Genomic DNA, 13,645 nt, shown 5'->3' with positions numbered 1-13,645 from the left:
GCCTTAACCTCTCGTCGACTCTTGGTTACCGGCAGTCTTGCCGACAACGCTCTCGGCCAGAATGGCCAGAACCAGTTGCTGGAAATCCAGACCGGCGGCACGGGCCGCCATCGGCACCAGGCTGTGATCGGTCATGCCCGGTGCGGTGTTGACTTCCAGGAACCAGAACTGCCCGTCGGCGTCCTGCATCACGTCTGCCCTGCCCCAACCGGCGATACCCAGCGCTTCACAGGCTTTCGCCGTGAGGTCCATGAGTTCCTTTTCCTTGGCGCTGTCCAGACCGCACGGAATGCGGTACTGGGTATCGTTGGCGATGTACTTGGCGTCGTAGTCGTAGAAGCTGTGCGTGGTGCCCAGGGCAATCGGTGGCAACACCTGGTCACGCAGGGTGGCGATGGTGAACTCCGGACCGTGAATCCATTGCTCGACCAACACTTGCGAATCGTAGGTACTGGCCGCCTTCCATGCGTCGATCAATTCGGACGCGGAACTCACTTTGGCCATACCGATACTTGAACCTTCATGGGCCGGTTTGACGATCAAAGGGAAGCCCAGTTCCGTCGCCGCCGAAATACAATCGGCCTCGCTGCTCAGTACCGCGTGACGTGGGGTTGGAATGCCCAGGCTGTGCCAGACCTGCTTGGTGCGCAGTTTGTCCATGGCCAGGGCGGAAGCCAGGATGCCGCTGCCGGTGTACGGAATGCCCAGGCATTCGAGCAGGCCCTGCATGCTGCCGTCTTCACCGCCACGGCCGTGGAGGATGATGAAGGCGCGGTCGATTTTTTCGTTGAGCAGACGCTGCAGTAGGTCATCGCCCACGTCGAGGCCGAACGCGTCCACACCGGCGCTTTGCAGCGCGTCCAGAACGGCGTTACCCGACTTCAGGGAGACCTCACGCTCGGCGCTCTTGCCGCCGAACAGCACGGCGACGCGGCCGAAGTCTTTCGGCGCGATCGTGGAGACCAGGTTGGCGTAGGCAACAGTCATTTCAACTTCCCCTTCTCCGGCGCGGCAACGGCACCGGCGAACAACTCACTTTTCAACAGTTTTGGTGCGAGACCGCCGATATCGCCGGCGCCCTGGCACAGCAGGATGTCGCCGGCGCGCAGCAGCGGCTTGACCACTGGCGCGAGGTCAACGCCACGCTCGATGTAGATCGGGTCGAGCTGGCCACGCTGACGGATGCTGTTGCACAGCTTGCGGCTGTCGGCGCCCGGAATCGGCTCTTCGCCGGCCGGATAGACTTCCATCAGCAGCAGTACGTTGGCGTCGGCCAGCACATTGACGAAATCGTCGTACAGGTCACGGGTGCGGCTGTAACGGTGCGGCTGGTAGACCATCACCAGGCGGCGCTCCGGCCAGCCACCGCGTACGGCCTTGATCACGGCCGCGACTTCCGTCGGGTGGTGACCGTAGTCATCGACCAGCATCACATTGCCGCCGTCCACCGGCAGTTCGCCGTAGACCTGGAAGCGTCGGCCGACCCCCTGGAACCCGGACAGGCCCTGGACGATGGCTTCATCGCTGACGCCTTCGTCGGTGGCGATGCAGATGGTCGCAAGGGCATTCAATACGTTGTGGTTGCCCGGCATGTTCACCGAAACATCCAGTGGCTCGCGGTCGGGACGCAGTACGGTGAAGAAGGTCTGCATGCCTTGCTGGCGCACGTTGATGGCGCGCACGTCGCAGTCTTCGCCGAAGCCGTAAGTAACGGTCGGACGCTTGACCTGCGGGAGGATTTCACGCACCACCGGATCGTCCAGGCACACCACGGCCAGGCCATAGAACGGCAGGTTGTGGAGGAACTCGACGAAGGTTTTCTTCAGTTTGTTGAAGTCGCCGTCGTAGGTCGCCATGTGATCGGCGTCGATGTTGGTGACCACGGCCACCAGCGGCTGCAAGTGCAGGAAGCTGGCGTCGCTTTCGTCGGCTTCGGCGATCAGGTAGCGGCTGGTGCCAAGCTGGGCATTGGTGCCCGCGGCATTAAGGCGGCCACCGATCACGAATGTCGGGTCCAGGCCACCGGCGGCGAACACCGAAGCGATCAGGCTGGTGGTCGTGGTTTTGCCGTGGGTACCGGCAACGGCGATACCGTGGCGATAACGCATCAGCTCAGCCAGCATCTCTGCACGCGGCACCACCGGGATACGGCGTTCCAGCGCGGTAGCGACTTCCGGGTTGGACGTGTTCACGGCGCTCGACACCACCAGCACGTCGGCGGCCGCGGCGTTCTCGGCGCGATGGCCGATGAAGATCTGCGCGCCGAAGGACTCCAGGCGTTCAGTCACCGGCGAAGCCTTCAGGTCGGAACCGGACACGGCATAACCCAGGTTCAGCAGCACTTCGGCAATCCCGCACATGCCCACACCGCCGATACCGACGAAGTGGATGCGACGGATGCGGCGCATTTCCGGTTGCGGCATGGCTTTCTGACTCTCAACCATGGGCCACCTCCAGGCAGCTATCGACCACGTTACGGGTGGCATCGGGTTTGGCCAGGCGGCGTGCCGCGGTAGCCATTTCGTTGAGTCGTTGTGGTTGCATCAGGACCTCTGTCAGGCGAGCGGCAAGATCCGCTGCGCCAGTCGTTCTTTGTGGCATCAGGAAGGCTGCGCCTTCACGGGCCAAATATTCGGCGTTGCGGGTCTGGTGATCGTCGATGGCATGAGGCAAAGGCACCAGCATCGAGGGCAGACCGGCGGCGGCCAGTTCACTGATGGTCAGCGCGCCTGCGCGACATACCACCAGGTCGGCCCAGCTGTAGGCTTGGGCCATGTCTTTGATGAAGGGCTGCACCTGCGCCTCGACGCCAGCCGCGCGATAACGCTCTGCAGTCACTTCATCGTGGTTTTTGCCGGCCTGATGGAACACTTCCGGACGCAAATCGGCAGCGACTTGCGACAGGGCTTCAGGCAGCAACTTGTTCAACGGTTCTGCGCCCAGACTTCCGCCCAGGATCAGCAAACGCGCCTTGCGACCGGCCAGGGCAGGTCGCGATGTCTCGAGGAACAGCTCGGTGCGCACCGGATTACCGGTGGTCCGGCGGCTGTCCGACAGGGTAAAGGTGTCGGGGAACGCTTCACAGACTCGGGCGGCCAACGGCACCAGCAACCGATTGGCGGTACCGGCCACGGCGTTCTGTTCGTGAACGATCACCGGCACACCGGCCAGTTTGGCCGCGACACCGCCAGGACCGGTCACAAACCCACCAAAGCCAACGACGCAGACCGGCTGCAGACGGCGAATGATCGCCCGCGCCTGCCAGACCGACTTGAACAACATGAACGGTGCCTTTAGCAGGGACAATTTGCCCTTGCCGCGCAAACCGCTGGCATTGATCCGATGCAGTTCGATACCGGCCGCCGGCACCAGATCGTTCTCGATCCCACGCGGGGTGCCGAGCCAGTGCACGGTGTAGCCGCGCGCCTGGAATTCGCGGGCACAGGCCAGCGCCGGGAACACGTGGCCACCGGTACCGCCAGCCATGATCATGACGTTAGCGCCCATGGTTCGGCTCCTCGGCGAAGTCGCTCTCATGGAACTCCATCTCTTCGCTGCCCAGGTGAGTTCGACTTTCCCACTCGATGCGCAGCAACAAGCCGAGACAGGCGCAGCAAATCACCAACGAACTACCGCCATAACTGAGGAACGGCAGGGTCAACCCCTTGGTCGGCAGCAGGCCCACGTTCACGCCGATGTTGATCAGGAACTGGCCGATCCACAGGAACGACAGTCCGTATGCCACATAGGCTGCGAAAAACTGCTTGGCCTTTTCAGCCCACAAACCGATGTACATGCCACGAATACACACGAAGACAAACAGTGCCACGGTGCACAACGAACCCACCGCACCCAGCTCTTCGGCCAGGACCGAGAACACGAAGTCAGTGTGGGCTTCCGGCAGGTAGAACTGTTTCTGCACGCTGTTGCCCAGACCCACGCCCAGCCATTCGCCGCGACCGAAGGCGATCAATGCCTGGGACAACTGATAGCCAGCGCCGAACTGGTCGGCCCACGGGTCGGCAAAGTTGGTCAGACGCGCCATTCGATACGGCTGCATTTGAATCAACAGCACCACTGCGCCGACGGCCAGGACCACCATCAGGGAAAAGCGGAACAACCCGACGCCACCAAGGAACAGCATCGCCGCCGCCGCCCCCATCATCACGACGGTGGCACCGAAGTCAGGCTCCATCAGCAGCAGGCCCGCCATCGGCAGCAGCACGATGAACGGTTTGAAGAAGCCCATCCAGCTTTCACGCACTTCTTTCTGGCGACGCACCAGATAACCGGCGAGGTAGATCACCACGAACACCTTGGCGATCTCGGAAGGCTGGACGTTGAAGAAACTGAATCCGATCCAGCGCATCGAACCGTTCACTTCACGGCCGATCCCCGGAATGATCACCATCACCAGCAAGCCGAACGCCCCCAGCAGCATCAGCCAGCCCAGGCGTTGCCAGGTGGCAATCGGGATCATCATGGTGACGATGCAGGCACCCAGGCCCAGCACCACGTAAATAAGGTGGCGAATCATGTAATACAGGGCGCTGCCCGACTGCACGGCCGCCACTTCGGTCGATGCCGAGGCGATCATGATCAGCCCCAGGCCGAGCAGCGTCAGGCAGCCGGCGAGCATCGGGAAGTCGAGGTCGATACCGCGCCCGGTGATGAGCGGCGATGGATACGGCTTGATGATGCCTTTGAGGCTCATGCCAGATCCTCCACGGCTTGGACGAACTGGTGACCACGGTCTTCGTAGTTCTTGAACATGTCGAAACTGGCGCAGGCAGGCGACAGCAGCACCACGTCGCCCGGTTGGGCTGCAGCGCGGCATTGCTCGACGGCTTCGACCAGGGAGCCGGCGCGGATCAGCGGTACGGCATCGCCGATGGCTTCACCGATCTTGTCGGAGTCACGCCCCATCAGGACCACGGCGCGGCAGTTGGCCGCCACCGGATCGCGCAGGTCCTTGAACTCGGCACCCTTGCCGTCGCCACCGGCGATCAGCACGATCTTGCCGTCGATGTCCGCGCCGAGGCCTTCGATGGCCGCCAGTGCGGCACCGACGTTGGTGGCCTTGGAATCGTTGTAGTAACCCACGCCATCGAGGTCGCGGACCCATTGGCAGCGATGCTCGAGACCGGCGAAGGTGCGCAGGCTCGACAGCATGGCATCGAGCGGCAGGCCGACAGCATGGCCCAGGGCCAGGGCTGCCAGGGCGTTGGACTGGTTGTGGGCGCCGCGAATCTTCAATTCGCGCACTGGCATCAGGTTCTGGAATTCGAAGCCCAGGTATTTCTCGCCGTCTTCTTCACGAATACCGAAAGCCTTGAAATCGGGTTTGCTCAGGCCGAAGGTCCAGCATGGCTGGCCCTCGCCCATCAGCGGACGGCTCAGGGCGTCCTGGCGATTGACCACGAACTGCCTGGCGCCACGGAAGATCCGGTGCTTGGCCAGGTGATAGGCCGGCAGACCGCTGTAACGGTCCATGTGGTCTTCGCTGATGTTGAGCACGGTCGCCACTTCGGCGTTGAGTTGGTCGGTGGTTTCCAGCTGGAAACTCGACAGCTCCATCACGTACAACTCGATATCGTCGCTGAGCAGGTCCAGCGCCGGGGTGCCGAGGTTGCCGCCGACGGCAACTCGCTTGCCAGCCGCAGCCGCCATTTCGCCGACCAGCGTGGTGACGGTGCTTTTCGCGTTGGAGCCGCTGATGGCCACGATCGGCGCCTTCGCGTTACGCGCGAACAGCTCGATGTCACCGGACAATTTCACGCCACGGGCGGCGGCGGCCTGCAGGGCCGGGGTCGCCAGCGCCAGGCCGGGGCTCACGTAGAGCTCGTCGGCACGGCACAGGAACTCGACATCCAACTCGCCACAACGCACTTCCACGTGCGGATAGTCACGCTTGAGCGCGGCCAGTTCCGGTGGATTTTCCCGCGTATCGGCCACGGCAAACGCCACGCCCCGGTTCGCCAGGAAGCGAACCAGGGACATGCCGCTCTTGCCGAGGCCGACAACGATGCGGAAGTGGTCAGAAGCGATCAGAGACACTTGTTTCTACCTCAGCTTCAGGGTGGCAAGGCCGATCAGCACGAGAATCACGGTGATGATCCAGAAACGGACGATCACGCGCGGCTCGGGCCAGCCCTTGAGTTCAAAGTGGTGGTGAATGGGCGCCATGCGGAATACGCGGCGACCGGTCAGTTTAAAAGAGGCGACCTGAATGACGACTGACAGGGTTTCCATCACGAACACGCCGCCCATGATGAACAGGACGATTTCCTGACGGACGATCACCGCAATGGTGCCCAGGGCCGCGCCCAGCGCCAGTGCGCCGACGTCACCCATGAAGACTTGTGCCGGATAGGTGTTGAACCACAGGAAGCCCAGGCCGGCTCCGATCAACGCGCCACAGAACACAATCAACTCGCCTGCGCCCGGTACGTAAGGAATCAGCAGGTATTCGGCGAATTTCACGTTACCCGACAGGTAGCAGAAAATGCCCAGGCCACCACCAACCATCACGGTCGGCATGATCGCCAGGCCGTCGAGGCCGTCGGTCAGGTTGACCGCGTTGCTCGAGCCGACAATCACGAAATAGGTCAACACGATGAAGCCGGCGCCCAGCGGAATGCTGTAGTCCTTGAGCATCGGCAGGATCAGCGTGGTTTCCACCGGCGTGGCGGCAGTCATATAAAGGAAGATCGCCGCGCCCAGACCGAATACCGATTGCCAGAAATATTTCCAGCGGCTCGGCAAGCCACGGGAGTTCTTCTCGATGACCTTGCGGTAGTCGTCGACCCAGCCGATGGCGCCGAACAGCAAGGTCACCAGCAGTACGACCCAGACGTAACGGTTGCTCAGGTCAGCCCACAGCAGGGTGCTGACACCGATGGACGACAGAATCAGCGCGCCGCCCATGGTCGGTGTACCCGACTTGGACAGGTGCGACTGCGGGCCGTCGTTGCGAACGGATTGACCGATCTGACGGCTCTGCAACGTGCGGATCATCCATGGGCCATAGCACAGCGACAGGACCAGCGCGGTCAGTACACCGAGAATCCCGCGCAGGGTCAGGTACTGGAAGACCGCGAAGCCTTTGTAGAACTGTTGCAGATACTCCGCTAGCAGCAGCAGCATTAATGTTTCTCCAGACTGGACCCGCACAAGGCGGCGACGATGTTTTCCATCGCAGCGCTGCGCGACCCCTTGATCAAAATGGTGGTGTTTGTGTCTTGCTCGGCACCCAGGGCCTTGATCAGTTCAGCCTGCGTGCTGAAGTGAAAAGCCTGTGGACCGAATGCGTTCACGGCGTGAGCCATCATTGGCCCGACGGCGTACAGCGCAGAAACCTTGCCACGGGCGTACTCGCCCACGTCGCGGTGCCCCTGCTCCGCCCATTCGCCCAACTCGCCGATATCCCCGAGCACCAGGACGGTGCGACCGGAAAAGCCGGCCAGTATATCAACGGCAGCGCACATGGAGGTGGGGTTGGCGTTGTAAGTGTCATCGATCACGCGCATGCCGTTGGTGGCCAGTTGCGCGACGGTGCGCCCCTTGACCGGTTGCATCGCGCCAAGCCCGGTGGCGATACCGAACAGCGACACACCCAGGGCATGGGCGGCTGCGGCGGCGGCCATGGCATTGGCGACGTTATGGGTGCCGAGCAGGTTCAATTGAACGCGCTCCACGCCTTCAGGGCTGTGCAGGTTGAACGCCGGGCAGCCACGGGCATCGGTAGTCAGGTCACTGGCGTAGAAATCGGCGCTGGCGTTGCTCAACGCAAACGTCAGCACTTTGCGGTCACCGGCGCGTGCCTTCCAGATACCGAATGCCTTGTCGTCAAGATTGAGAACGGCGACGCCATCGGCATCCAGCCCTTCGATGATCTCGCCCTTGGCTTCGACGATTTTGTCCGGGCCGCCGAACTCGCCGACGTGGGCGGTCCCGGCATTGTTGAGAATGGCCACGTGCGGCCGGGTCAGACCGACGGTGTAGGCAATTTCACCCAGGCGCGAGGCGCCCAGTTCGATCACGGCAGCGGTGTGTTCCGGTGCCAGTTCGAGCAAGGTCAGCGGCACGCCGAGGTCGTTATTCAGGTTGCCACGGGTCGCCAGCACCGGACCACGGGTGCGCAGGATGCTCGCAAGCATCTCCTTGACCGTGGTCTTGCCGCTGGAACCGGTGACGGCCGCGACCGGATGGGTGTAGGCGGCGCGATTGAGCGCGCCCAACTGGCCGAGGGCCTGGCGAGTGTCGCTGACCAGTAACTGCGGCAGCGTGCTGCCAGCGACTTCACGCTCGACCAGCGCAGCCACGGCGCCCTTGGCGGCGACTTCATTCAGATAGTCATGACCGTCAAAACGCGGACCGGTCAGGGCAATAAACAGCTGGCCCGGCTTGATTGCACGGCTGTCGATGCTGACGCCGTCGAAGCTGGCATCGGCGGACACCAGGCGAGCACTCAGCGCACCGGTCAGTTCACTCAGTTTCAAGGCCTTAAGCATGGGCCACCTCCCACGCGGTCAAGGCATGATCGGCCTCGACCAGATCGGAAAAGGCATGGCGTTCGCCGTTGATTTCCTGATAGTCCTCGTGACCTTTCCCGGCCAGGACAATCACGTCATCCGCCGAGGCACTGGCGATCAACCGGGCAATCGCCTGACCACGACCGGCAACGAACTCCACTTTATCCACAGCCGTGAAACCGGCGCGGATGTCATCGAAAATCACTGCAGGGTCTTCAGTGCGCGGATTGTCATCGGTCACCAGCACGCCATCGGCCAGGCGCTCAACCACTTCGGCCATCAACGGACGCTTGCCGCGATCGCGGTCGCCGCCACAGCCGAACAGGCACAGCAGCCGACCCTTGGCGTGTGGACGCAGAGCCAGCAGTACTTTTTCCAGGGCATCCGGGGTGTGGGCGTAATCGACCACCACCAGCGGCTGCGAACCACCGCCCAAGCGCTGCATGCGCCCGGCAGGGCCTTCAAGCTTCGGCAGCACCTTGAGAATTTCGTCCAGGGCGTAATCCAGACCGAGCAACGCACCGACCGCCGCCAGGACATTGCTCAGGTTGAAGCGACCGAGCAAGGTGCTGCGCAAGTGGTGCTCGCCCTGTGGCGTGACCAGAGTGGCTCGCACGCCTTCGTCGTCGAATTGCGCCTGACGGCAATACAGGTAGGCGCCGGAGTCTTCCAGGCTGTAGGTGATCAACCGCGACTCGCGCTTGTCGGCGGCCAGTTGCCGGCCGAACTCGTCGTCGAGGTTGACCACGCGGCATTTCAAGTCATTCCAGTCAAACAGCCTGGCCTTGGCTTCGCCGTAGGCCTGCATGGTGCCGTGATAATCCAGGTGATCGCGGGACAGGTTTGTCATCACTGCCACATCGAACGCCAGGGCAGTCACGCGCCCCTGATCCAGGCCATGGGAAGAAACTTCCATCGCCACGGCCTTGGCCCCGGCCTTTTTCAGGTCCGCCAGGGTCGCCTGCACGGCAATCGGGTTCGGCGTGGTGTGCAGGCCGCTTTCCAGCGCCCCATAGAAACCCGAACCGAGCGTGCCGACCAGGCCGCAGTGCTGGCCGAGCAGGTCCAGCGCCTGGGCAACCAATTGAGTCACGCTGGTCTTGCCATTGGTACCGGTCACGCCCACCAGGTTCAGGTGATGGCTTGGCTCGCCATAAAAACGCCCGGCGATGTCCGACAGCTGAGCCGCCAGACCTTTGACCGGAATCAACGGCACTTCAGTGATCGGCAGGACCGTGGCGCCTTCTACTTCATAGGCCACCGCGGCAGCACCACGCTGCAGGGCGTCAACCATATGCGCGCGCCCATCGAATTTACCGCCCGGCACAGCGAGGAACAGATCACCCGCACGCACATTGCGGCTGTCCAGGGCGAGTTCGCGAATCAGCAGATCGTGGCCGGCGTGAGGGAAAATCTTGTTCAGGCTCAGGGACATCAGCCGCGCCCTCCATTGGCTTTCAGCGGAACGACCGGTGTTGCGTTCGCTTGTTGAGTAGGTGGCAGGTTGTCCGGGGTAATGTTCATCAGGCGCAGGGTGCCCGACATCACACGGCTGAACACCGGCGCGGAAACCAGGCCGCCGAAGTAACCGGCCTTGGTCGGCTCGTCGATGACCACCACGATGGCGTAACGCGGGTCGCTCATCGGGCCGAAACCGGCGAACAGCGAACGGTAGGAGTTCACGGCGTAACCCTTGGTGCCGACCGAGGTTTTACGCGCAGTACCCGACTTGCCGCCCACGTGATACGCCGGCACCTGCGCACGGAACACACCGCGCGGGGCTTCGATCACTTGTTGCAGCATGCCTTGCATGGTTTTTGCGACGGCCTCCGGCAGCACCTGGGTGGTTTGCGGCGCCTTGTCGGTCTTGATCAGGGTCAACGGTGCAAGGCGACCGTTGTTGGCCAGGGCCGAGAAGGCGTGGACCAACTGGATCGCGGTCACGGAAACACCGTAGCCGTAGGACAGCGTGGCGGTTTCTGCCTTGCGCCATTCGCGGTAGTTCGGCAGATTGCCGACGCGCTCGCCCGGGAAGCCCAGGCCAGTGTCCTGGCCGAGGCCGACTTTCTGCGCCAGACGGAAAATGGTTTCGCCGCCGATATCGAACGCGACCTTGCTCATGCCGACGTTACTGGAATTGATCAGGATGCCGGTCAGGTCGAGCACCGGGCCTTCGGTCTTGGATACGTCCTTGATGGTGTACTTGCCAATCTGCAGGGAGCCCGGATACACCTCGACGGTATCGCTCGGTTTCCAGCGGCCGGTTTCGATGGCGGCGCTCATCGAGATCGCTTTCATGGTCGAGCCTGGCTCAAACACGTCGATCATCGCGCGGTTACGCATCATCGCCGGCTGCAGGTTGCGGCGGTTGTTCGGGTTGTAGGTCGGCTGGTTGACCATCGCGAGAATCTCGCCGGTCTTCACGTCCATGATCACCAGGCTGCCGGCCTTGGCGCCGTTCTCGATGATCGCGTTACGCAGTTCGCGGTTGGCCAGGTATTGCAGGCGCAGGTCAATGGACAACGCCAAGGGCTTGCCGGCCTTGGCGTTTTTGGTGACCTGGACATCCTTGATCAACCGGCCGCGCCGGTCCTTGATGACTTGTCGTTTACCCGGCACCCCGGCCAGCCATTCGTCATAGGCCAGCTCGATACCTTCCTTGCCATGGTCATCGATGTCGGTAAAGCCGACCATATGCGCGGTCACTTCACCGGCCGGATAGAAACGGCGGAACTCTTCGATGCCATAGACGCCAGGCACTTTGAGATCGAGCACCGCCTGGCCCTGCTCAGGCGTCAGCCCGCGCACCAGATAAATGAATTCCTTGTTGGCCTGCGCTTCAAGGCGCTCGGCCAGGGCTTTCGGGTCCTGCCCCAGGGCAGCCGCCAGTGCCGGCCACTTTTCTTTGGCCGTTTGCATTTCCTTGGCATTGGCCCAGAGGGTGGTGACCGGAGTACTCACGGCCAAAGGCTCGCCGTTACGGTCGGTGATCAGACCACGGTGAGCCGGAATCGGAATATGACGAACACTGCGGGCATCGCCCTGACCTTTAAGGAAGGCACGGTCGACCACTTGCAAATCGATGATGCGCCAGGCAATCGCGGCCACCATGATGCCGAGCAAACCCAGCACCACGCGGAACCGCCAAGGAAAGAGTGCACCTTCGAGTTTCATCATGGCGCCACCATCTTCACGTCAGCGGCACCGGGGATGTGCATTTTCAATTGTTCGGTGGCCAGCACTTCGATACGGCTGTGGGCGGTCCAGGTGCTCTGTTCCAGAATCAACCGGCCCCACTCCGCCTGCGCCTTGTCGCGCACGCTCAGTTCGTTGTACAGCGAATTCAATAGCTGACGGTTCCAGTGCGCGCTGTAAGACACGCCGATGGCCGACACGAGCACGCCGACAAACAGCAGCAGCATGAAGAAGCTTCCGCCGGGCAATGGCTTGGCGAAAAGCTTGCTCACCGCAGCTTCTCCGCCACACGCATGACAGCGCTACGGGAACGTGGGTTGGCTTTGAGTTCGGCGTCGGAGGCCGTCTGCGCTTTGCCATGGACTTTGATTTTCGGTTCGAAGGCGACATGCCGAACCGGCAGGTTGCGCGGCAGGTTGTCGGCTTCGCCTTTCACCAGCTTGCGCATGAACAGTTTGACGATACGGTCTTCCAGCGAATGGAAGCTGATCACCACCAGGCGACCGCCCACTTCCAGGCACTCCAGCGCGGCTTCGAGGCCGGTTTCCAGATCACCCAGTTCGTTGTTGACGTGGATACGCAACCCCTGGAACGCGCGGGTTGCGGGGTTCTTGCCCTTTTCCCAAGCTGGGTTGGCGACTTTCAGGACTTCTGCCAGGTCACCGGTGCGCTCGAATGGCTTGATGTCGCGACGTTCGGCCACAGCACGGGCCATGCGGCCGGAGAAACGCTCTTCGCCGTATTCCTTGAACACCCGGGCGATTTCTTCCACGGGCGCGGTATTGACGAATTCGGCGGCGCTGATGCCACGGGACGGATCCATGCGCATATCCAGCGGACCGTCGTTGAGGAAGCTGAAGCCGCGTTCAGGGTCGTCGAGCTGTGGCGAGGACACGCCAAGATCCAGCAACACGCCGCTGACCTTGCCGGCCAGACCGCGTTCGGCGACTTCCGAACCGAGCTCGGCAAAGCTGCGCTGCACAACGACAAAGCGGCCGTCTTCGGCCGCTAGCGTCTGCCCGGTGGCAATCGCTTGTGGATCTTTATCGAATCCGAGCAACCGACCATCGGGACCGAGCTGACTGAGGATCAACCGGCTGTGTCCGCCGCGTCCGAACGTGCCGTCCAGATAGCAGCCATCAGGACGTACGGCGAGAGCCTCGACGGCTTCGTCAAGCAGTACGGTGATGTGGTTAAAGCCGCTATCAATAGTCACAGGATCAAATCACGCAGTTCATCAGGCATCGCGCCCGGTTGTTGAATGGCAGCCAGGTCAGCGGCAGAAACCGCGTTCCAGGCATCCTCGTCCCACAATTGGAACTTGTTCAGTTGGCCTACCAACATCGCGCGCTTATCCAACTTGGCATATTCACGAAGACGCGGCGGAACCAGAAAACGACCACTGCCATCGAGCTCGAGGTCGACGGCATTACCAATCAGTAAACGTTGCAGGCGGCGGTTCTCTTCGCGAAGCGAAGGCAGTGCGCGCAGTTTGGTTTCAATAATTTCCCACTCATCGAGGGGGTAAACACACAAACAAGGATCAACGGCATCAATTGTCACGATCAATTGCCCGGAACTGCGCGAATCGAGCTCGTCACGGTACCGGCTCGGCATTGCGAGACGGCCCTTTGCATCGAGACTGATAGCGTTGGCTCCGCGAAACACGTCTGCGTTTCTCCAAATTCTAGCGTTTTGAGTTCAAAAAACCCACTTCATGCCACTTTCCGCCACTTGCGCACACTATAGGAATGCGCCCACCACACCGTCAAGGCGCGGAGTAAAGGAAAACCCTTACAGAACTGAGATTTAGGATCATTAACGGAGGGACAACGAGAATCCGGCAGATGAAACTGATCGATAACTTGAATCAGCACAGAAGGCTGCGTTCGAAAGTTAAAGTAATTTATTAAGAG

General features: G+C 61.7%; 12 protein-coding genes. All 12 read right to left on the bottom strand.

The window, feature by feature from the left end:
- Nucleotides 1-3: 3 nt before the first annotated feature.
- Genes KGB29_RS26475 through mraZ form a run of 12 tightly spaced genes read right to left on the bottom strand, consistent with a single transcriptional unit; the run spans nucleotide 4 to nucleotide 13,397 of the window.
- Nucleotides 4-987 carry a D-alanine--D-alanine ligase gene (locus KGB29_RS26475; protein ID WP_150814942.1) on the bottom strand — a complete coding sequence of 328 codons (984 nt, stop codon included), beginning with the start codon at nucleotides 985-987 and terminating at the stop codon, nucleotides 4-6.
- A complete protein-coding gene (gene murC, locus KGB29_RS26470; protein WP_007989894.1) occupies nucleotides 984-2,444 on the bottom strand; it encodes a UDP-N-acetylmuramate--L-alanine ligase in 1,461 nt (486 codons plus the stop codon). Before murC ends, KGB29_RS26475 begins: the two co-directional genes overlap by 4 nt.
- Nucleotides 2,437-3,507 (bottom strand): undecaprenyldiphospho-muramoylpentapeptide beta-N-acetylglucosaminyltransferase, encoded by a 1,071-nt coding sequence (gene murG / locus KGB29_RS26465; protein WP_046041926.1) that lies wholly within the window; start codon nucleotides 3,505-3,507, stop codon nucleotides 2,437-2,439. Before murG ends, murC begins: the two co-directional genes overlap by 8 nt.
- Nucleotides 3,497-4,714 (bottom strand): putative lipid II flippase FtsW, encoded by a 1,218-nt coding sequence (ftsW, locus tag KGB29_RS26460; protein WP_056726220.1) that lies wholly within the window; start codon nucleotides 4,712-4,714, stop codon nucleotides 3,497-3,499. Before ftsW ends, murG begins: the two co-directional genes overlap by 11 nt.
- Nucleotides 4,711-6,057, bottom strand: coding sequence for a UDP-N-acetylmuramoyl-L-alanine--D-glutamate ligase (murD, locus tag KGB29_RS26455; RefSeq protein WP_150814943.1), 1,347 nt, complete (start codon nucleotides 6,055-6,057; stop codon nucleotides 4,711-4,713). The genes ftsW and murD overlap by 4 nt, the downstream gene beginning before the upstream one ends.
- Nucleotides 6,058-6,063: 6 nt before the next feature.
- Nucleotides 6,064-7,146: a phospho-N-acetylmuramoyl-pentapeptide-transferase gene (gene mraY, locus KGB29_RS26450; RefSeq protein WP_150814944.1), complete on the bottom strand. Its 1,083-nt coding sequence runs from the start codon at nucleotides 7,144-7,146 to the stop codon at nucleotides 6,064-6,066.
- Entirely contained in the window at nucleotides 7,146-8,513 is a 1,368-nt protein-coding gene (locus tag KGB29_RS26445) for a UDP-N-acetylmuramoyl-tripeptide--D-alanyl-D-alanine ligase (RefSeq protein ID WP_150814945.1), read from the bottom strand. Before KGB29_RS26445 ends, mraY begins: the two co-directional genes overlap by 1 nt.
- Nucleotides 8,506-9,969 (bottom strand): UDP-N-acetylmuramoyl-L-alanyl-D-glutamate--2,6-diaminopimelate ligase, encoded by a 1,464-nt coding sequence (locus KGB29_RS26440; RefSeq protein WP_102670992.1) that lies wholly within the window; start codon nucleotides 9,967-9,969, stop codon nucleotides 8,506-8,508. Before KGB29_RS26440 ends, KGB29_RS26445 begins: the two co-directional genes overlap by 8 nt.
- Complete coding sequence (locus tag KGB29_RS26435) at nucleotides 9,969-11,708, bottom strand: peptidoglycan D,D-transpeptidase FtsI family protein (protein ID WP_173677933.1); 1,740 nt, start codon at nucleotides 11,706-11,708, stop codon at nucleotides 9,969-9,971. The genes KGB29_RS26440 and KGB29_RS26435 overlap by 1 nt, the downstream gene beginning before the upstream one ends.
- Complete coding sequence (gene ftsL, locus KGB29_RS26430; protein WP_007998257.1) at nucleotides 11,708-12,001, bottom strand: cell division protein FtsL; 294 nt, start codon at nucleotides 11,999-12,001, stop codon at nucleotides 11,708-11,710. Before ftsL ends, KGB29_RS26435 begins: the two co-directional genes overlap by 1 nt.
- Complete coding sequence (gene rsmH / locus KGB29_RS26425; protein WP_007972589.1) at nucleotides 11,998-12,945, bottom strand: 16S rRNA (cytosine(1402)-N(4))-methyltransferase RsmH; 948 nt, start codon at nucleotides 12,943-12,945, stop codon at nucleotides 11,998-12,000. The genes ftsL and rsmH overlap by 4 nt, the downstream gene beginning before the upstream one ends.
- On the bottom strand, nucleotides 12,942-13,397 hold the full coding sequence (gene mraZ, locus KGB29_RS26420) for a division/cell wall cluster transcriptional repressor MraZ (protein WP_007917012.1): 456 nt from the start codon (nucleotides 13,395-13,397) through the stop codon (nucleotides 12,942-12,944). The genes rsmH and mraZ overlap by 4 nt, the downstream gene beginning before the upstream one ends.
- Nucleotides 13,398-13,645: the final 248 nt, after the last annotated feature.

The organism is Pseudomonas sp. BF-B-30 (genome assembly GCF_019956305.1).
Taxonomy (GTDB): domain Bacteria; phylum Pseudomonadota; class Gammaproteobacteria; order Pseudomonadales; family Pseudomonadaceae; genus Aquipseudomonas; species Aquipseudomonas jessenii.
The sequence above is the reverse complement of the archived record's forward strand: the minus strand, read 5'-3'. Positions and strand labels throughout refer to the sequence as shown.

Coding starts and splice junctions, on each gene's coding strand:
- KGB29_RS26475 (WP_150814942.1), bottom strand. CDS start 987: ATGACTGTTGCCTACGCCAACCTGGTCTCCACGATCGCGCCGAAAGAC.
- murC (WP_007989894.1), bottom strand. CDS start 2,444: ATGGTTGAGAGTCAGAAAGCCATGCCGCAACCGGAAATGCGCCGCATC.
- murG (WP_046041926.1), bottom strand. CDS start 3,507: ATGGGCGCTAACGTCATGATCATGGCTGGCGGTACCGGTGGCCACGTG.
- ftsW (WP_056726220.1), bottom strand. CDS start 4,714: ATGAGCCTCAAAGGCATCATCAAGCCGTATCCATCGCCGCTCATCACC.
- mraY (WP_150814944.1), bottom strand. CDS start 7,146: ATGCTGCTGCTGCTAGCGGAGTATCTGCAACAGTTCTACAAAGGCTTC.
- KGB29_RS26445 (WP_150814945.1), bottom strand. CDS start 8,513: ATGCTTAAGGCCTTGAAACTGAGTGAACTGACCGGTGCGCTGAGTGCT.
- KGB29_RS26440 (WP_102670992.1), bottom strand. CDS start 9,969: ATGTCCCTGAGCCTGAACAAGATTTTCCCTCACGCCGGCCACGATCTG.
- KGB29_RS26435 (WP_173677933.1), bottom strand. CDS start 11,708: ATGAAACTCGAAGGTGCACTCTTTCCTTGGCGGTTCCGCGTGGTGCTG.